13 protein-coding genes are annotated in these 19,909 nt (G+C 63.5%); 9 read left to right on the top strand and 4 right to left on the bottom strand.

Translation table 11 applies throughout. The features are described 5' to 3' along the window. Window positions 1-57: 57 nt before the first annotated feature. On the bottom strand, window positions 58-387 hold the full coding sequence (gene trxA, locus PSV38_RS07835; RefSeq protein ID WP_230181051.1) for a thioredoxin TrxA: 330 nt from the start codon (window positions 385-387) through the stop codon (window positions 58-60). A 119-nt stretch (window positions 388-506) separates the two neighbouring features. On the opposite strand from trxA, the gene PSV38_RS07830 reads away from it, so the two are divergent. The 3 genes from PSV38_RS07830 to PSV38_RS07820 all read left to right on the top strand — a co-directional run bounded on the left by PSV38_RS07830 (window position 507) and on the right by PSV38_RS07820 (window position 8,610). Further along, window positions 507-3,431 carry a PD-(D/E)XK nuclease family protein gene (locus PSV38_RS07830; RefSeq protein WP_300546369.1) on the top strand — a complete coding sequence of 975 codons (2,925 nt, stop codon included), beginning with the start codon at window positions 507-509 and terminating at the stop codon, window positions 3,429-3,431. Beyond that, entirely contained in the window at window positions 3,428-6,739 is a 3,312-nt protein-coding gene (locus PSV38_RS07825) for a UvrD-helicase domain-containing protein (RefSeq protein WP_300546368.1), read from the top strand. The genes PSV38_RS07830 and PSV38_RS07825 overlap by 4 nt, the downstream gene beginning before the upstream one ends. 113 nt (window positions 6,740-6,852) lie before the next feature. Continuing rightward, window positions 6,853-8,610, top strand: coding sequence for an HDOD domain-containing protein (locus PSV38_RS07820; protein ID WP_300546367.1), 1,758 nt, complete (start codon window positions 6,853-6,855; stop codon window positions 8,608-8,610). Here the strand turns inward: PSV38_RS07820 and PSV38_RS07815 are convergent. Next, window positions 8,607-9,641, bottom strand: coding sequence for a quinone-dependent dihydroorotate dehydrogenase (locus PSV38_RS07815; protein ID WP_300546366.1), 1,035 nt, complete (start codon window positions 9,639-9,641; stop codon window positions 8,607-8,609). The genes PSV38_RS07820 and PSV38_RS07815 overlap by 4 nt on opposite strands. Window positions 9,642-9,788: 147 nt before the next feature. Here PSV38_RS07815 and PSV38_RS07810 point away from each other — a divergent pair, with 147 nt between their 5' ends. After that, window positions 9,789-12,137: a Tex family protein gene (locus PSV38_RS07810; RefSeq protein ID WP_300546365.1), complete on the top strand. Its 2,349-nt coding sequence runs from the start codon at window positions 9,789-9,791 to the stop codon at window positions 12,135-12,137. A 28-nt stretch (window positions 12,138-12,165) separates the two neighbouring features. Here the strand turns inward: PSV38_RS07810 and PSV38_RS07805 are convergent, their stop codons facing one another. Then, on the bottom strand, window positions 12,166-12,951 hold the full coding sequence (locus PSV38_RS07805; RefSeq protein WP_300546364.1) for a PEP-CTERM sorting domain-containing protein: 786 nt from the start codon (window positions 12,949-12,951) through the stop codon (window positions 12,166-12,168). Window positions 12,952-13,079: 128 nt separating this feature from the next. Here PSV38_RS07805 and PSV38_RS07800 point away from each other — a divergent pair, with 128 nt between their 5' ends. From PSV38_RS07800 to PSV38_RS07790, 3 genes are read left to right on the top strand one after another with little or no spacing between them, the layout of a single operon-like run. Then, complete coding sequence (locus PSV38_RS07800) at window positions 13,080-13,880, top strand: glutathione S-transferase family protein (RefSeq protein ID WP_300546363.1); 801 nt, start codon at window positions 13,080-13,082, stop codon at window positions 13,878-13,880. A 19-nt stretch (window positions 13,881-13,899) separates the two neighbouring features. After that, the gene (locus tag PSV38_RS07795; protein ID WP_300546362.1) at window positions 13,900-14,970 is read left to right on the top strand and encodes a phospholipase; all 1,071 of its coding nucleotides are present in this window, start codon (window positions 13,900-13,902) and stop codon (window positions 14,968-14,970) included. A gap of 16 nt (window positions 14,971-14,986) precedes the next feature. Continuing rightward, complete coding sequence (locus tag PSV38_RS07790) at window positions 14,987-16,321, top strand: hemolysin family protein (RefSeq protein ID WP_300546361.1); 1,335 nt, start codon at window positions 14,987-14,989, stop codon at window positions 16,319-16,321. On the opposite strand, the gene PSV38_RS07785 is transcribed toward PSV38_RS07790, so the two are convergent. Continuing rightward, entirely contained in the window at window positions 16,291-17,427 is a 1,137-nt protein-coding gene (locus tag PSV38_RS07785; protein WP_300546360.1) for an iron-containing alcohol dehydrogenase, read from the bottom strand. The two genes, PSV38_RS07790 and PSV38_RS07785, sit on opposite strands and share 31 nt — an antisense overlap. Before the next feature lie 165 nt (window positions 17,428-17,592). Between PSV38_RS07785 and PSV38_RS07780 the strand changes: the two genes are divergently transcribed. After that, window positions 17,593-18,366 carry a TetR/AcrR family transcriptional regulator gene (locus PSV38_RS07780; protein WP_300546359.1) on the top strand — a complete coding sequence of 258 codons (774 nt, stop codon included), beginning with the start codon at window positions 17,593-17,595 and terminating at the stop codon, window positions 18,364-18,366. Between the two features lie 133 nt (window positions 18,367-18,499). Continuing rightward, the gene (locus PSV38_RS07775) at window positions 18,500-19,909 is read left to right on the top strand and encodes a 3-oxoacyl-ACP reductase (RefSeq protein ID WP_300546358.1); all 1,410 of its coding nucleotides are present in this window, start codon (window positions 18,500-18,502) and stop codon (window positions 19,907-19,909) included.

Genomic DNA, 19,909 nt, shown 5'->3' with positions numbered 1-19,909 from the left:
AACCAGCTGCAAGAATATCAGTTGGTTGACCCATTATAGGAAAGAAACGCCAATAAATTAAAGATTGGCATCGACAAAGGCGGTGAGTTGAGCCTTGGACAGCGCACCGACCTTGGTGGCCGCCAGTTGGCCGCCCTTGAAGATCATCAACGTGGGGATGCCGCGGATGCCGAATTTGGCGGGCACATCACGGTTTTGGTCCACGTTCATCTTGGCGACGTTGAGGCGGCCGCTGTAATCGGTGGCCAGCTCGTCGAGGATGGGGGCGATCATCTTGCAAGGACCGCACCATTCAGCCCAGTAATCGACCAGCACAGGCTGGGCCGATTGAAGGACGTCTGAATCGAAAGATGCGTCGGAAATGTGTTTGATCAGGTCGCTGCTCATGGAACTATCCTTGGTGACTCCGGCGGTGCGTGAACTGCAAAAAAACCACCAGAATGGTTGAGAAGATTCTGACACAGAAGATGTGGCCGCTGCAGCAGGCCACAAGAGACCATCACCCTATGACCGTCATAGTCAGTACCGAAAATGAAGTTTTGTCGCCCACGGCGTGGCCTTGGGCACAAGGGCGTCCTGCGCGAGATTGCTGGGATGACTGGGCGGGCACCGTGTCCCGGTGGTGCGCTGACAATGGTGTGAGCGCCCGCGACGTGGTGGTGTTGTTGCCCGTGGGGGCTTTGCTGCCGGTGGCGCGGCAGGCCTGGGCCCGAACAGTGGGCGGCTGGTTGCCGCAGATCGAAACCGTGCCCACATTGGCGCAATCTTTGGACTGGTCGCTTGAATTGAAGACGCCCGCGCCGACGAATGCCGAGTTGGGGCCCGCGCCCACGCTGGACGTGGTGCTGGACCGACTGTTGGTGACCCAGGCTTTGAGCGTTCAGGCATGGGGGCGGCAATGGGCACAGCGTGACCGGCGCGCTTTTGAGCACGCGGTGACGCAGGTGGTTGATTGCGCTCATTTGTGGGTGCGTGTGGCGCAAGCTTGTCCCCCGGATCAGCGTGTAGCTTATTGGGCAACCTGCCGAGAAGCCTTGATTGCGGTAAATGCGGCCAGCACGGGGCCGGGTGCGCGTGAACGCTTGCTGCTGGCCTGGGCGCTGGAGTGGGCGGCCAGCAGTGACGATGGTCACTGGGCGACCGATGTCCTGTTCAGCCACAGGGCAGCCGCTTGGGTTGGCGTCACGGCGGGTGAGACCGTGGTGCCAGGCAGTGAATCGTCGGTGATGCTGACTGTGCTGAGGCAGGCCGCGCGCTCAGGCGTCCCGACTTTGTGGATGAACGCCGAGGCGGCACCAGCGCAGCTTGATGACGCGGACGCGTCTTTGCCTGCATTGGCCCGCTGCCTGGACTTTGAAGATGAGGCTCAGCAGGCAGCTGCCCATGTGCTTTCCGCGGTTCAGCAAGCGCGGGCATCCGCGGGCGATCCGGTGGCCTTGATTGCACTGGACCGAAGCTTGGTGAGGCGTGTGCGTGCCTTGCTGGAGGGCGCAGGTGCGACCTTGTCGGACGAAACTGGCTGGAAGCTGTCGACCACGCGCGCCGGGGCGGCCGTGACGCGCATGCTGGCCGCATCGCAGCCACGTGCATCCACCGATGATTTGTTGGATTGGCTCAAGTCGGGCTGGGTCAGTTGGCCTGAGTTCGGGGCGCCTGCGGAGTTGGACGAGGCGGTGGCCGCTTTGGAGACTTGGTGCCGACGCCATGGCTTGCTGGTGGCCTGGGGCCTGTCGGGGCATGGTCGGGACTTGAGCGCGGATCTGGTGCCTGAGGGGCGCCAGGCGATGCCCGAGCCTGCCCGGCGATTGTGGTCGAGGGCATGGCAGACGGTGCAGTTACTGGCGCCTTTGTGGGCTGGCGGTCGCGCGCCTTTGTCGGCCATGCTGGCGCAGGTGGCCGAGGCCCTGAGAGACTGCGGGGCTTGGCAGGTTTTGGAGGGCGATGTGGCTGGCGTGTCGGTGCTGAAGGCCTTGCACCTGAGTACCGACGACGGCGGTGAAACGGTGGCCTGGCCCTTGGTGACCCAGGGCTTGCGCATGGATGGGCAGGGCTTGAGTCGTTGGGTTGACGATGTGCTGGAGGAGTCGAGCTTCCGCCTGGAGTCGGCGGCTGCGGGCGATGCCAAGGTGGACGTGGTCGTGACGCCTTTGACACGCGCGGTGCTCCGGCCCTTCAGCGCGGTGGTGATGCCGGGCTCGGATGAGGGGCAGTTGGGGGCGATGAACGGCGTGCCAGGGTGGGTGCACGGTGCCTTGTCGGAGCAGATGGGCTTGCCGACCAAGGCGACCACCCGCGATGCGCAGTGGGCATCGTTTGCCTTGTTGATGGCCCAGCCTGGCATGGTGTGCCTGTGCCGCAAAGCCAATGGTCGAGAACCCTTGGAGCCCAGCCCCTGGTTCGAGCGTTGGTCCATGCACACTGGGCAGGCTTTGGGCCACCTGCAAGATGTTCGGCTGATGCAGCGGGTGGCGACTTTGCCCATGGACATGCCCCGTCCGCGCCTGCGGAATCCGCCGACATCCGGTGTCGCCAGCGGTGGCTTGACGTTGCCGCTGCCTGCGCAGATCACGGCCACGTCTTACGAGTCCTTGCGCCAATGTCCCTACCGTTTTTTTGCGCGACATGTGTTGAACCTGCGGCAACTGGACGAACTGGAAGAGGGCGTGGATCGCTCTGACTTTGGGGTGTGGTTGCATGCGGTGCTGCAAAGCTTTCACACCCGCCGAGATGAGGTGCTGGGCGCCAAGGCCGACGATGTGGCCTTGTGGGTGCAGGCCGCGCAGGACGTGACACAGGCGCAGGGCCTGGACCGTGACAGCCGCCGGCCATTTTTCTTGCCCTTTGCCGCCACGCTGGAACGCTTGGCCGTGAACTACGTGGCCTGGCTGCATGGCCATGAGGGCCAGGGCTGGCGATTCGCGAAAGCCGAAGAAGTGGTGCAGTGGCCCATGGCTTTGTCCTGTGAATCAGGTGAGGACTTGATGGTGACCCTGCACGGCCAACTGGACCGGCTGGACCGGCGAGGCCAGGGCGGTGAGGATGCGGCCTGGACCGTGATCGACTACAAAACCGGCTCGCTGGAGGGGCTCAAGCAGAAGGTCAGGCAACCGCTGGAAGACACGCAGTTGGCCTTCTATGCCGCCTTGGCGCAACATGCGTCCGCCACGGCCGATCCCGGCGATCCGCAGCGGGTGACCACTGCGGTCGAGGGCCTCTACCTTCAGATGGATGAAAAAGGCGTCACCCCGGTGCAACACCCTCATGTGATCGAGTCGGCTCAGGCTTTGGTGGAAGGGGTCCGCATGGACCTGACACGTTTGCTGGCCGGGGCGGCCATGCCCGCTTTGGGCGAAGGGGTGGCTTGCGAGTACTGCGAGGTGCGCGGCCTGTGCAGGCGTGACCATTGGACCTTGGCGGAGGTACTTCCATGAGCTTGGCCGCTTACCGCATCAACGATGAAGCCGTGCCGCGTGAGCACTTTTACCAAGTGGCTTGCGATCCCCAGCGCAGCGTGGTGGTCGAGGCCTGTGCCGGGGCTGGCAAGACCTGGATGTTGGTGTCTCGCATCTTGCGGGCTTTGCTCGATGGCGTGGCGCCTTCTCAGATTCTGGCCATCACCTTCACGCGCAAGGCCGCTGGCGAGATGCGCGAGCGCCTGCACGAATGGCTGCGCGAATTTTCCCATGCCGACGATGCCGAGCGCCAGAAGCAATTGGTGATGCGCGGCATGCTGCCGACGCAGGCCGTTCAGGCTTCGGCGGCCTTGGCCGACTTGTACCGGCAGTGGCTGGAAGATGGTCGAGGGGTGGAAATCCACACCATCCACGGCTGGTTTTCGCGGCTGGTGCGTGCCGCGCCATTGGATGCTCTGGCCGAGTTGGGCCTGCCGCCGGAGTTGAACCTGGTCGAAGACAGCAGCGAGCTGTGGCCTGAGTTGTGGGGACGCTTCCTCAGGCGCATGGACGCGCAGCAATCGGCCAGTGAGTCAGATGATCCCCAGGCGCGTGTCGAGCTGGACGCGTTTGTGGCCATGGTGCGCGATGTGGGTCGCTTCAACCTGGAGTCTTGGCTGCAATCGGCCTTGTCCAATCGCTTGGAAATCACCTTGGCCGATCAGGCTGGGCACCTGGAAGGCAGTGTTGAATCTGTGGGCCAATGGTCGGCGGAATGGGCGGGCGTGAACGATCCCCGTGAGGCTTTGCTGAAACCCTCCGTCAAGGATCAGTTCTGGGCCTTGGCAAAGCTGTTGTGTCAGGCCAAAGGCGCCAGGGCACAGACGGCCGGCCAAGGCATTGAGCAGGCCCTGGGGCAGGGCCATGCCGTGGCCCAATACGACGGCTTGCGCCAGGCCTTGTTCACGGACAAGGGGCCGCGCAAACAACTGGGCGAGTTCGACGAATTGGCTTGGGCCGTGGCCTGGCTCTCGGACTTGGCGTTGGCGGTTGATCAGGCCCAGGCCCATGGGCAGCACCAGCGCATGTGCCTGTTGGCCCGCGCCTTGTTCGAGGAATACACCAGCCTCAAGGCGCAGCGAGGGCAGGTGGACATGGTCGATCTGGAACTGGCCGCTTCGCACCTGCTGAGCGATTCGTCCGTGGCAGGTTGGATTCAGGAGCGGCTGGACACGCAAGTGCGGCAGTTGCTGATGGACGAGTTTCAGGACACCAGCCCCCTGCAGTGGCAGACGATGAAGTCGTGGCTGGGCGGTTACGCGGGGGCGGGCGGTGGCCTGAGCGGACGTCAGTCGATGCAGGTGTTTTTGGTGGGAGACCCCAAGCAAAGCATTTACCGTTTCAGGCGCGCCGACCCGCGTGTGTTCGAGGCTGCCAAGCATTTTGTGCTGGATGGCTTGCAAGGCGATCTGCTCTCGTGCGATCACACGCGCCGCAATGCGCCCGGTGTGATCGAGGTGCTGAACCGCGTCATGGACACCGCCGTGGCCGAAGGTGCTTTCACGGGTTTCAGGGCACACACCACGGAATCGCTTGAGGTGGCCAAGGTGTCGGTGTTGCCCGATGTGCCTCGGCCCCCAAGCGAACCCCGTGGCCAGGAGGGTGAGATCACCTGGCGCGACACCTTGATCGAACCCCGAGAAGAGCCCGACTCTTCACTCAAGCAGCTTGAAGCCGATCATGTGGCCCAGGCCATCGGCGAGCTGATTCGCGACCAGGGCGTGCAGCCAGAAGACATTTTCGTGCTCAGCCGCAAGCGTGCGACGCTGGCTTGGGTGGGCCTGGCGCTACAGGCTCAGGGCGTGCCCTATGTGGCGCCTGAAGACACGCGGCTCATCGACACGCCCGAGGTGCGCGATCTGGTGGCCTTGGTCGAAGCCCTGGTGTCGCCCCAGCACGACCTGGCTTTGGCGCACGCCCTTCGCAGCCCGGTGTTTGGCTGGTCGGATGAAGAGGTCATGAGCTTGGCCGCCCGAGCCCGAGCATCGGGGGGCACTTGGTGGAACGCCCTGATGGCATGGGGTGATGCAGGCCCAGTCGTGCAGCACGCGGCCCAGTCGCTGGCTCAGTGGCAAGAGCTGGCCCGGCACGCGCCACCTCACGACCTGTTGGAAGCGATGTTGACGCAAGGACGGATCCGCGAGCGCTGGGTGGCCACTGTGCCGCCCTCAATGCGAGCGCAAGCCATGGTCCACATCAACGCCTTGCTGGCGCAAAGCCTGGACATGGATGGTGGTCGCGATGCCACGCCTTACCGGTGGATCAGGGCACTCAAGCGCTTGCCGCTGGCCCTGCCGACACGCGTTCACCCGGGCGCGGTTCAGCTGTTGACCATCCACGGCGCCAAGGGCCTGGAAGCGCGTGTGGTGTTCATCGTGGACTCGGATGCCCAGGAAGGGCGCCCGAACAACCACACCGTGATGGTCGATTGGCCCGAAAGCGCAGCCCGCCCGGTGAGCTGCGCTTTCATCCGATCTGAAGCCAACCCACCGCCGAGCCTGAGCCAAGCCATGGACCAGGAACGTGCAGCGCAGCGGCGGGAAGAACTCAATGCCCTGTACGTGGCCCTGACCCGGGCTCGCGAACAGCTGGTGTTCAGCCGAACGCAACCTCGGACCAGCAACAAGCATGGCAGTTGGTGGCAGCGTTTGATTGATTCACAGGCGGTCGGTGAGGCGCACGCCTGGGTGCCGCGATCGCCAGACCCGACTGCGGTCCCTGACAAGTCAACGCCCGATGCCTGGCTGGCCGTGCTGCCCGCTTTGGAAGCCCGACCTGGGGTGCTTGAGCCAGCCACACTGCCGCCCATGGTCGAAGATGCCGCCTTGTTGGGGCAAGTGGTTCACAAGGCCCTTGAATGGTTGACCGCGGTGGCCGTCGACCACCGGAGCACGCAGCGTGTCCAGCAAGCGATCCAGGCCGCCTGCCAGTCGCTGTCAGCCCCAACGACGGTGTTGGAGCGTGCCGAGCCTCTGGTGTCCAGCATCCTGGGCAGTCAGGAGTTGGCGGCATGGCTGGACCCGGACCAGCTTGCCTGGGCCGGGAACGAGGTGGGCTTGATCCACGGCGGCCAGGCCTTGCGGATAGACCGCTTGGTGGCGCTGGACTTGTCCACCGGGCGTGAATGGTGGGTGCTGGACTACAAACTCCAGCATCGCCCCCAAGATCTGCCCGCCTACCAGGCGCAAATGCGGCACTACGTGGAAGCGGTCTCACAGCTGCAGCCCGGGGACGTCGTTCGGGCGGCCTTCATCACCGGCGAGGGGCGGCTGATTGAATTGGTTTGAAAAAAGGCGGTCTTCCCGGCTTTTGAAACACTTTCAGACCTGGCGCAACTGCGGTTCAATCCGACATACCGGGGCGATGTATCACCCCATGAAAAAAGCATCTTTCACCGCCCATGGCCGTCATCACGCCGCCCTCGTCACCGCCGGTTCCGCACTTTGGCCGCTTTGAGTTGCGCCAATTGCTCAGCCGCAGTCTGGCGGCGACCACCTGGCGGGCGAATGATCCCAGGTTGCAACACGAGGTGGTGCTGTGCGTGCCGCGGGCGCAGCCACGCCTACCCAAAGAACTGGAAGCCTGGCACCAGGACGTTCAGGCCGCCGCCCGGCTGAAGCACCCTCGGCTGGTCGATGTGCTGGAAATCAGCATCCAGGACGGCTGGCCCTTTGTCAGCGCACACCGTGGCGCTTGCGTGTCATTGGCCGAGCGCCTGGCCGCCGGGCCACAACCCACCTTGGTCGAGATGGTCGGTTGGATGGTAGATGTGCTGGAAGGCGTGGCTTATGCCCACGATGCTGGCGTGGCTCATCGGGATCTGGGCCTGCACAATGTGTTGATTGACACCCATGGCCGCGCCAGCCTGGCGGGTTTGGGCGTGGGCTTCATGGCCGAAGTGCCTGGAAAACCCAAAGCGAATGCTGGTTTACAGCAACAGCGTGCTGACGCCGAACACGATGTGCTCATGGCCGGCTTGCTGATGTACCGCCTGCTGGCGGGCGGACCGGCGCTGGACGACGCCGACCTGTGCAGTGCCGCTCAACGAGTCGGGCGAGAGATCGTGCGTCTGCCTTGGTCTGCCGCGCAACCCGTGCCCGACACTTTGCGGGCCATTGTCAACCGCTCCACTGATCGCCAGCAACGCCAGCGCTACCTGAACGCGCGCACCTTGCTGGCAGCCCTGCAAGGTTGGATCAAGACCAACGAGCAGGAATCCGGGGGCCCGCTGGCATTGCTGATTGACCGCTTGAACACGGTGGGTAGCCTGCCGAGCCGCCCACGCATGGGCCGTGTGTTCAGCCAGTCACTGGGCAAGGACAATCTGCGCGTGGATGACATCGTTGACGTCATCGCCAAAGATCCGGGCCTCGTGTGGGAATTGCTCCGCAGTGTGAACACCGCGAGATTCCAAACCGGCATCAGCGATGACCGCGTGACCACCATCACCAGGTCTGTGGTGTTGATGGGGCAATTAGGGCTGCGCAATGTGGCATCGGTGTTGCGGCCTTGGCCGGGCGCCTTGGGTGCGGTCACTTCAAAGGTCGAGGTTGATGCGCCAACTCCTGTGGCCCAGACCACCCTGGAAAACGAGTTGCGCCGCACCAGCATTGCGGGGCACATCGCCCGCCTGCTGGCCCCGTTTTCCATCAGCGACGAAGAGGCCTTGGTGGCCGCGATCTCGCAGCGCCTGGGGCATTTGCTGGTGCGCTATCACTTTCCTGACGAAGCCGCCCAGATCGACCGGCTCATGCAGCCCGGGCCCTCGCCCGATGCGACCAGCCCACCCACCCCTGGGATGAACATGGAAGCCGCAGCCGGTGCTGTGCTGGGCGTGGACATGGAAGAGTTGTCCATCGCCGTGATGCGCTACTGGGGCATGGACGACAAGCTCCAGCAGGCCGCTCGGCCCTTGAACAAGTCATCACCCGTGCGTCGACCTGATGACAAGGAGGAAATGTTGCGCGCAGTGGCCAGCCTGGCCAACGAACTGACCACGGCGGTGGGTGCAGAGCCTGCTCGCGCGCAAGCGCTGGTGAACCATTGCTTCACCCGCTATGCCCGGTCTCTGGGGTTGACCTTCAAAGACTGCCAGGAAGCGTTGGAGACCTCGGTCCGCCTGGTGGATATGCCCGTGGCGCCCGCCAGGGTTGGTTAATTCTTGAGCGCCAGGGCGCAGTCGGTCACCAGGGCGGGACCCTTGTAGATCAGTCCGGTGTAGACCTGGACCAGATCGGCCCCCGCATCGCGCTTGGCGCGTGCATCGGCCCCGCTCATGACACCACCCACCCCGATGATGGGGAAACGCGGCCCCAAGGCGGCCCGCAACTGCCGGATGACCTGGTTGCTGCCTTCGAAAACGGGCGCGCCACTCAGACCGCCGGTCTCTTCAGCGTGTGCCATGCCCTTGACGGCATCGCGGCTGATGGTGGTGTTGGTGGCAATCACGCCATCGATGCCATTGTTCTGCAAGGTGGCGGCGATCACGCCCACTTGGGTCTCGTCCAGATCAGGCGCGATCTTCACGAACATGGGCACGTGGCGCTTGTCGCGAGCCATCAAGGCCTGGCGGCGGGTTTGCAAGGCGCCCAATAACTTGTCAAGCGCCTCATCGCTTTGCAGGCTGCGCAGGTTCTGCGTGTTGGGCGACGAAATGTTGACCGTGACGTAGTCGGCCCAGGGGTAGACGCCTTCCAGGCCGATCAGGTAGTCATCGACCGCGTTCTCGATCGGGGTGCTGGCGTTTTTGCCAATGTTCAAGCCCAGGATGCCGCCCTGCTGGCGAAAGCGTGCGCGCCGCACATTGCTCACAAAGGCATCCAGGCCGTCGTTGTTGAAGCCCAGGCGGTTGATCAGCGCATTGGCTTGTGGCAGGCGGAACATGCGCGGCTTGGGGTTGCCCGGCTGTGGCTTGGGCGTGACCGTGCCCACTTCCACAAAGCCAAAGCCCATGGCGCCCAGGCCGTCGATGCAGCGCCCATTCTTGTCCAGCCCTGCGGCCATGCCGATGCGGTTGGGGAACCTCAACCCAGCGATCTCCACTGGATCGCTGACCCGGCTGGCGCCCCAGGCACAGTCCAGCGGCGTGTTCTGAAACCGTGCGAGGGCGCCCATGGTCAGTTCGTGGGCAACTTCCGGGTCCAGGTTGAACAGGACGGCGCGGGACAGGGCGTAGGGAATCAGGGGCATGGACGGGCAAAAACACGTGGGCGCGGCAAGGCGCAGGTCCGGTATTGTCCCAGATTGCCAGGGACTGTTGAGGCAGCCCGCCTATGGCAAACTGCGGCCCCTGATCGATGCGCTCGCATTTTCCGTAGATTTTCCTAGGGCACCCGCTTGAACAAGATCCTGATGCAAATCGCGGCCGAACTGAAGGTTCGGCCTGCCCAAGTCAACGCTGCCGTGGAGTTGCTGGATGGGGGCGCCACCGTGCCCTTCATCTCCCGTTACCGCAAGGAAGCCACCGACGGCCTGGACGACACGCAACTGCGCGACCTGGAAGCCCGCCTGACCTACCTGCGCGAGCTGGAAGACCGCCGCGAAGCCGTCATCAAGAGCATCGATGAGCAGGGCAAGCTGACGCCCGAGCTGCGCGCCGCCATCGAGGCCGCGCCCACCAAGCAGGAGCTCGAAGACCTGTACCTGCCCTACAAGCAAAAGCGCCGAACCAAGGCCATGATTGCCCGCGAAGCCGGCATCGAGCCCTTGGCCGACAAATTGTTCGCCGATCCATCACTGGATCCGCAGGTTGAAGCCGCCGCCTTCGTCAACGCCGATGGCGGCTTTGCCGACACCTTTGCCGTGCTGGATGGCGTGCGCGACATCCTGTCCGAGCGCTGGGCCGAAGACGCCACCCTGATCGGCAAGATGCGCGACTGGCTGTGGGAAGAGGGCCTGTTCAAGTCCAAGCTGATGGACGGCAAGGACGAGCAGAACCCCGACATCTCCAAGTTCCGCGACTATTTTGACTACGACGAGCCGATCCGCACCGTGCCCTCGCACCGCGCGCTGGCCGTGTTCCGCGGCCGCACGCTGGAGTTCCTGGACGCCAAGCTGTTGCTGGATGAAGAGATCGTGCCCGGCCAGCCCAGCATCGCCGAAGGCCGCATCGCCCGCCACCTGGGCTGGAGCCACGGCAAGCGCGCCTCTGATGACCTGATCCGCAAGACCATCGGCTGGACCTGGAAGGTCAAGCTCAGCCTGAGCATGGAGCGCGACCTGTTCTCGCGCCTGCGCGAAGATGCCGAGAAGACGGCCATCAAGGTCTTCGCTGAAAACCTGCGCGACCTGCTGCTGGCCGCCCCTGCGGGCAAGCGCGTCGTCATGGGCCTCGACCCCGGCATCCGCACCGGCGTCAAGGTGGCCGTGGTCAGCGACACCGGCAAGGTGCTCGACACGTCGACCGTCTATCCGCACGAGCCGCGCAAGGATTGGGAAGGCTCGATCCACACCTTGGGCCGCCTGTGCGCCACCCATGGCGTCAACCTGATCGCCATCGGTAACGGCACCGCCAGCCGCGAGACCGACAAGCTGGCCGCCGACCTGATCAAGCGCATCCAGCAACTGGCGCCCGGCACCATGATTGACAAGGTGGTGGTGTCAGAGGCCGGCGCTTCGGTCTATTCAGCTTCTGAATTTGCCAGCAAGGAGCTGCCTGACCTGGACGTGACCTTGCGTGGTGCCGTCAGCATTGCCCGCCGCCTGCAAGACCCACTGGCCGAACTGGTCAAAATCGACCCCAAGAGCATCGGCGTGGGCCAGTACCAGCACGACGTCAACCAGAGCGAGATGGCCCGCACCTTGAGCACCGTGGTGGAAGACTGCGTGAACTCGGTGGGCGTGGACCTGAACACCGCCTCGGCGCCGCTGCTGTCGCGCGTGTCGGGCTTGAGCACCACGGTGGCCAACAGCATCGTGCGTTGGCGTGATGCCAATGGCGCCTTCAAGAACCGCAAGCAGCTGATGGACGTGGCCGGCCTGGGCGCCAAGACGTTTGAGCAAGCGGCGGGCTTTTTGCGCATCCGCGATGGCGACAACCCGCTGGACATGTCGGGCGTGCACCCGGAAACCTACCCAGTCATCGAAAAGATGATCAAGGCGGCGGGCAAGCCCATCAGCGAGATGGTGGGCCGCGCCGACGTGATCCGCGCGCTCAAGCCCGAGGCCTTTGCCGATGAGAAGTTCGGCATCGTGACCATCAAGGACATCCTGGCCGAGCTGGAAAAGCCCGGCCGTGATCCGCGCCCTGACTTCAAGGTGGCGCGCTTCAACGATGGCGTGGACGACATCAAGGACCTGCAGGAAGGCATGGTTCTGGAAGGCACCGTGAGCAACGTGGCGCAGTTCGGCGCGTTTGTGGACCTGGGGGTGCACCAGGATGGCCTTATCCACGTGAGCCAGTTGTCCAACAAGTTTGTGACCGACGCGCGCGAAGTGGTCAAGACGGGCGACATCGTCAAGGTCAAGGTGCTGGAAGTGGACCTGGCCCGCAAGCGCATCTCGCTGACGATGAAGCTGGACACGGCCATGCCTGCCAAGGGCGCGGCGAAGGCTGACAACAACTACCGGCCGGCCGCGCGCAATGAGCGATCTAGTGCACCTCGTGGTGGTGGTTCTTCCAGCCCGCAGCCGCAGGAGCAATCGGCCATGGCGGCCGCGTTTGCCAAGTTGCAGACCAAGCGCTGAGCCCCCTGGGGGCCTCGCAGATCAGTGATCAGGCCACCTGGCGCTTGTGCTGCCGACGGCGTGTGGCCAAGCCCAGTATTCCCAGGCCTACCACCATCATGAGGCTGGTATTGGCCTCTGGAACCGCTGCCGCCTGAACCGTGAGGCCACCAAAGCCCACGGAGTTCGAGTAGTACGACACGTTGGCCGTGTTGGTGGGATCGTCGGTGCGCACAAAGTCGAAGATCAAGCGGCCTTGAAAACTTGGCAGCTCAGCCGGCAGTCCGCTGTCGTTCAGGAAGTTGAACGTGCCACCGGTCACACCGCCCACCCACAACAGGCGCACATTGTTCAAGGTGTAGTCACCAATCGTGAAGCCATTGAGTTGGCGCTGGTATTCCGTGGGCTGCGTGTTGGTGCCCACCTTGGGGGTGACTTCCGAATTCAGCGTGATGATGTCCAGCGTTGAACTGGTGGCTACTCCGCCGGTGTAGCCATTGCGGACGCTGGTGGTGCCGGTGATGTCGGAAAACTGATGGGTGCCGATGGCGCCGCTGATGTGATAGAAGGACTGAATCACCGGTCCGCTGGTGGCGTAGATCGAATAGCCTGGTTCGAAACCGAGGTCTCCGGATTGGCCGAACAAGGGCGTGGCTGGCTCGTAGGTGAATGCCCCCGAGACCGTCAAGCCGCTCAGCAGGCTGGTGATCTCGGAGGGGCCGTAAATGATCGACCCCGTGGAAAACGTGTAATGAACCGGCGCGGCCATGGCAGGCGCCAGCAGTGACATGAGTGCGGCGCACAGACTGGTGCTGGCCACTTTGCGGAACGACATGCAATCTCCCTGAAAACAAAAAAGTCGATTATCAGGGGCCTGCTCCCGCAAGCAAAGCCTCATATGACCCTCGACCAGAGGCTGCGCCGCACCGTCTGGTCGGGTGGCGCTGGAGTATCCTGACGGAGATGTCTACCGCCAGCCTGACCCTCTACACTTTCTCGATGTCCCATTTCAGCGAAAAGATCCGCTGGACACTGGACGCGTCGGGCCTGAAGTTCCGAGAGGTGCTCATGACGCCCACCTTGCACCTGGTGCCTGCCTTGCGCATGGGCGGGCAGGGCGAAACCACCCTGCCGATCCTGCAGTCGAACCAGCCCGGTGGCAAGGTCGAGCATGTGCAGGACAGCACCCACATCCTGCAGTGGCTGGACAAACGCATGGGCCCGCTGGCCGTGATGCCTCGGGCCATCTCCCTGAACGCAGACATCATGGACATCGAGGCGCGCTTTGACGCCATCGGCGACGACGTGGCACGTTACTTGTATTTCTCAGCCCTGGATCAGGACGACCGGGTGATTGAGATGTGGACTCGCCATGCCAGCAGGAACCAGGCACGCCTGGTGCGGCTGTTTTTTCCCATCAGCAAGTGGCTTTTCAAACGGCGACTGGGCGTCTCGTCCCGGGCTGCGGCGCAATCGGCCCTGCGCATCCAGCAGACCCTGGCGTGGCTAGACGGTCGCCTCAGTGATGGTCGGCGCTACTTGGCGGGGCATCAATTTTCAGTGGCTGACATCACGGCAGCGTCCATCCTGGCCCCACTGGCTTGCCCTGATGAACATCCTGTCTATGGCGCCAAGTCCTTCCGGCGCGATGCCGCTCACGAGCCAACCTGGCTGGCCCACCGGCCCTGCATGGATTGGGTGCGTGAGGTCTACCGCCGGCACCGCGAGGCGCCGTTCGCCAAGGAAACACCCGTCGCCGCCTGATTGACGGACGAAAACCACCATGAAAGCCTTGCACATCCACGCAGGCCCGGTTGCCCGCCGCCACATTGAACAACATGGCCTGAGCGCGCACGATGTCCGCCTGATTCCGGCCGCGGCGGGCGGCCCCAAGGGCCTGATCCTGACGCACCTGGACCGGCAGCTCTTCGGCGAATGGCTCGCCCCAACACAGCACACAGTGCACCTGGTGGGCGCGTCCATCGGTGCCTGGCGCATGGCCACCGCCACCATGCCGCAACCGGCCAAAGCCTTCGAGCGCCTCGCGCACGACTACGTTCACCAAAATTACGAACCGGAAGCCGGGCACAAAATGCCATCGCCGCAGCGCGTCAGCGCCGGTTTCGGGCAAGCGCTGGACACTTTTTTTGGTACAGACACTGAGGGCATCCTGTCCCACCCGCGCTGGCGCTTGCACGTGGTCACCGCACGCGGGCGACAGCTCTTGCGTGCGGGCACCCGCATGCGCACCCCGCTGGGTTTCGCGGGCCTGGCTTTGGGCAATGCCTTGTCGCGCCGCAGCGTCGGGGCCTTCCTGGAGCGCAATGTTTTTTCATCTGTCGGCGAAGCCTTGCCCCTGGCCCTGCGTGACCTGCCCACCGCGCGTTGGGCACTGACCACCGAGAATTTCAAACCCGCGTTGCAAGCCTCGTGCAGCATCCCCTTTCTGCTGGATGCCGTGCGCGACATCCCCGGTGCCACCCCGGGGGCGCATTGGGACGGGGGCTTGGTCGATTACCACTTCCACTGGAACTTCAACGCCATGGACAGCGGCCTGGTACTCTATCCTCACTTCCAGCAATCCATCGTGCCCGGCTGGCTCGACAAGTCCTTCAAGCGCCGCCACCTGCCCACGCCAGGCTTGAGCAACATGGTTTTGCTGGCACCCAATCCCGAATGGGTCGCCCAACTGCCCGGCGGCAAGCTGCCCGATCGCGACGATTTCACCCGTCTGGATTTCCCCCAGCGCGTCAAGCGGTGGAGCGCGGCCGTGGCGGAAAGTGAACGCCTGGCACAGGAGTGGGGCGATTGGTTGCAGCGAGGCTGTCCGATCAGCGAAGTCCGGGCCCTGTGATCGCTACACTGTTTTCATGGACTCCACCGTCAGCCTGATGCTGGTCGCCGCGCTCATCGCGGTCAGCGCTTTTTTCTCGACCGCCGAACTGGCCGTGGCCGCCTCGCGCCGTGTGCGCCTGCGCCAGATGTTGGAGCAAGGCGATTTGCGCGCCCAGCAGGTCATGCACGTGCAAGACCAACCTGGTGACTACTTCACGGTCATCCAGATCGGCCAGAACAGCGTGGCCATCCTGGGTGGCATCGTGGGGGAGGGCGCGTTCTCGCCCTTCATCCAGATGATGCTGCGCACCTTCCAGGTCTCGCCAGAACGGGCTGAAACCGTGGGCTTGCTGCTGTCTTTCGTCGTGGTTACCAGCTTGTTCATCTTGCTGTCCGACCTGTTCCCCAAGCGCCTGGGCATGGTCGCGCCTGAAAAAGTGGCGGTCAGCGTGGTCGGCCCCATGCGGATCTTCCTGGCGGTATTCAGGCCCGTCGTGTGGTTCTTCAGCCACCTCACCGATGCCTTGTTCAAGCTCTTGGGCCTGCCCACCCGGCGCGACGACAGCATCACCTCTGATGACATCCGCGCCATGGCCCATGCGGGCGCTGAAGCCGGTGTGCTGGCCGCCCGCGAGCACCAGGTGATCGAGAACGTGTTCGAGTTGGAAACCCGCACCGTGACCAGTGCCATGACCGGCCGCGAACGCATCGTGCACTTTTTGCAAGACGACAGCGAGATCCTGATCCGGGCCCGAATCGACCAGTACCCGCACTCCACCTACCTGGTGTGCAAGGGCAGCATCGACCACGTGGTGGGTTATGTGGACTCGAAGCACCTGCTCAGCCGGGTGTTGAATTCGCTGCCCATTTCACTGGAGGCCGATGGCCTGATCAACAAGGTGCTGATCGTCCCCGATCGCCTGACGCTGTCCGAGTTGTTGACCCAGTTCCGCCAGGCTCAGGACGACTTTGCCGTCATCGTCAACGAGTACAGCTTGGTCGTGGGCATCATCACCATCAACGACGTGATGAGCACGGTGATGGGCGGCTTGGTGATCTCGATGGACGAAGAGCAGATCGTGCAGCGCGATGCCAACTCTTGGCTGATCGACGGCATGACGCCCATCCCGGACGTGATGCAGGCGCTGGAGCTGTACGATTTGCCCCTGCAGGAAGACTACGAAACCCTGGCCGGTTTCATGATGGTCATGCTGCGGCGCATCCCCAAACGCACCGACGTGGTGGTCTGGGGCGGCTTCCGCTTCGAGGTGATGGACGTGGACAGCTACAAGATCGACCAAGTGATGGTGACCCGCGAAGTGACGCTCCCAGCCTCAACTCACATCGAGGCCAACAGCAGCTCGACGTAATCCTCAGGCGTGGCGATGCGCGGGTTGGTCTTGTGGCAGTGGTCTTTCATCGCGCCATCGACGACCTTGTCGAACCATTCGCGCTGAACACCTAACTCGCCTAAACCCTTGGCCAGACCCAGCCGAGCATTCAGATCGCGGATGGCCTGAGGGATGTCGCCTCCGCTGCTCAAGCCCATGGCGTGGGCCATGCGCTCGAGGCGGCGTTCCTTCTTGATCGACTCGGCTTGCGAGTTGAACTGGATGACGGCGGGCAAGAACATGGCATTGAGGGTGCCGTGGTGCAGTTTGGGGTTCACGCCGCCCAGGCTGTGGCTCAGGCTGTGAACCGCGCCCAAACCTTTTTGAAACGCCATGGCGCCCTGCATGGAAGCGCTCATCATGTTCAGGCGCGCTTCGCGGTCGCTGCCATCTTTGGTGGCGCGCTCGATGTGGTGCCACGCGCGCTCCAGGCCGTCCAGCGCGATGCCGTCGGCGGGCGGGTTGAAGGCGGGCGCCATGAAGGTTTCCATGCAGTGGGCGATGGCGTCCATGCCGGTGGCGGCCGTCAGGGCAGGGGGCAGGCCCAGGGTCAATTCCGGATCGCAGATGGCGGCCTTGGGCATCAGGTTCCAGGAGTGGAAGCCCAGCTTGCGGCCGTCGTCCACGATCACGATGGCGCCGCGTGCCACTTCGCTGCCGGTGCCTGCCGTGGTCGGCACGGCGATCAAAGGCGCGGCCTGCGCCGTGATCTTGGGCGAGCCGCCCTCAATGGTGGCGTAGGTTTTCAGGGGGCCGGGGTGGGTGGCCATGATCGCCAAGCCCTTGGCCAAGTCAATGCTGGAGCCACCGCCCACAGCGATCAGTCCGTCAGATTTGGACTCGGTCCAGACCTCGTGCGCCGCGCGCACCGACGCTTCGGTGGGGTTGGGCGGGGTCTGGTCAAAAATCGTGACGGGCCAGCCCTTCAAGGCGTCCAGTGCCTTTTGCAGCACGCCGGCCGCGCGCACACCAGCGTCGGTGACGATCAAGGGGCGCTTGATGCCAACCCGCTCGCATTCCGAGGCCAGCAACTGGATGGCGCCAAATTCAAATTGGATTTGGGTGAGGTAAAGGATCGTAGACATGGCCAGCACTTTACATCGACGCTGGCCCAAAGCCCCCGCACTGAGGGGGAGTCCTGGATTTTGTTTGAAAACAATTGCACCAGCGGCCAAAGGTGCAATACCATACGCACCCAATGAGATGAAACGGGCGTTTGAAACGTTCGTATCCCGGAGACCAAACTGACCATGCCGACGGCCGCCCCCCGCTTGTCACCCACCGACACCAAGTCCCGCATCCTGGATGCGGCCGAGGTTTTGTTCGTCTCCGGCGGTTTTGAATCGATGTCCATGCGCCAGATCACCACGGCGGCCGGTGTCAACCTGGCGGCGGTGAACTACCACTTTGGCAGCAAAGATGCGCTGATCCACGCGGTTCTGGCCCGCCAGCTTGACCAGCTCAATGCACAGCGCGTGGCCATGCTCGAATGGTTTGAAAACACCCTGCATGGCGATCTGACTTGCGAGCACGTGCTGGTGGCCATGTTCCTGCCTGCGGTGCGCATTTTCCGCAGCGGCACGCCGGCCGCCGAGCGCTATCTGCATTTCCTGGGTCGTGCCTATACCGATCCGTCGCCCGTGGTGCGCGACTTCATCAACAACCATTACATCGAGACGCTGGGCCGGTTTTTCCTGGCATTCCAGCGCACCTTGCCCGATCTGAACCGCAGTGAGCTGGGTTTCCGCCTGCATTTCGCCATGGGCGCCCTGTCCGGCATTTTGGCCGGTGGCAACACCCAGCGCCTCATCCGTGATTTCACGCGGGGTGAGGGTGATGACGAATCCCTGATCCTGTCCCGCCTGGCGTCGCTGATGGTCGCGGCCCTGAAGGCCCCCTTGCCCGACGCAGAGCACGACACCCTGTTCGGACACATTCTCAAGATTCCTGGCTTTCCCAGCCAAGGTCTGTTCCCCATTGCATCAGACGCGCAGCCCAACGAGGCGGCGAACTCGTCAGCCTGACCAGGCTGACGGCGGTGTGGTGCGCGATGGACGCACCGACCAACGGTGAGGCGGCGTGGTTGCCGCCTCTTGATCCCAACCAGGCCGAGGCGGCTGTGCACGCCGTCCGGCTGTTTTTCTTGAAGCGATCAGTATGAAAGACGGTTACCTTGATTTTGCCAATTCGCCCATGGGCGCCAAGCTCATCAACGCCCTGGGCCTGCCCAAGCCGTTGCCGCTGGAGCGCTACAAAGAAGGGCAGCCCGTTGTTCAAGGCACCGTTCTGATCGGTGGCGCTGGCGAAACGCCGATGCTGGAATCGCTGGCCGCCTTTTTCAAATCCATCTCGGCCCAGACCATGGCCCATGCCAAGCTGCCCCAATGGGTGTCGGTGGCCAACAAGGCGGGTTTGACGACCGGCCGTTGGGGCACGGACGGCAAGCCAGGCGAGAAGGTCAAGGCCCTGGTGTTCGATGCCACTGGCCTGGACGACAGCACACAGTCTGACGCGCTGTACTGGTTCTTCCACGACGCGGCCCGTTCGGTGCTGCCTTGTGGCCGCGTGGTCATCATTGGCCGCCCACCCGAGTTGTGCAAGAGCCCTCGCAAGGCCGCCATTCAGCGTTCACTGGAAGGCCTGGCCCGTTCGCTGGGCAAGGAACTTAAGAAGGGCATCAATGCCCAGTTGGTCTACGTGGCCGAAGGCGCTGAAGGCAATGTCGAATCGACCTTGCGCTTCCTGCTGTCGCCCAAGTCGGCCTATGTGTCGGCACAGGTCATCCGCGTCGGCGCGATCGTGGGCCCGCAAGCCATTCCCGCTGACTGGAACAAGCCCCTGGCTGGCAAGAAGGCCTTGGTCACTGGCGCTTCGCGTGGCATTGGCGCTGCGATTGCCGAGATCATGGCCCGTGACGGCGCCGAAGTGATCTGCCTGGACGTGCCCCAAGCACAAGCCGGCCTGGACGAAGTCGCCAAGAAGCTGAACGGCACGGCCATCGCGCTGGACATCGGCGCAGCTGATGCTCCGCAAAAACTGGTGGAGGCCGCCAAGGCCCAGGGCGGTTGGGACATCGTGGTCCACAACGCCGGCATCACCCGCGACAAGACCATCGCTAACATGAAGGAACACCTCTGGCAGTTGGTGGTCAACGTGAACCTGTCGACCCAAGAGCGCATCAACGATGCGCTGGTTGAATCAGGCGCGATCAAGAACGGCGGGCGCATCGTGTGCGTGTCGTCCATCTCGGGCTTGGCAGGCAACATGGGCCAGACCAATTACGCAGTCTCCAAGGCTGGCGTGGTGGGCATGGTGCAGGGCACCGCGCCGATCTTTGCAGAGCGCGGCATCACCATCAATGCCGTGGCGCCAGGTTTCATCGAAACGCAGATGACCGCCGCCATCCCCTTCGCCATCCGCGAAGCCGGTCGCCGCATGAACTCCATGAGCCAGGGCGGTCAGCCGGAGGACGTGGCCGAAGCCATCGCCTGGTACGCCAGCCCGGCCTCCAGCGGTGTCACGTCGAACGTGATCCGTGTCTGCGGCCAAAGCCTGATCGGCGCCTGA

The organism is Aquabacterium sp. (assembly GCF_029946005.1).
GTDB lineage: Bacteria > Pseudomonadota > Gammaproteobacteria > Burkholderiales > Burkholderiaceae_C > Aquabacterium.
The sequence above is the reverse complement of the archived record's forward strand: the minus strand, read 5'-3'. Positions and strand labels throughout refer to the sequence as shown.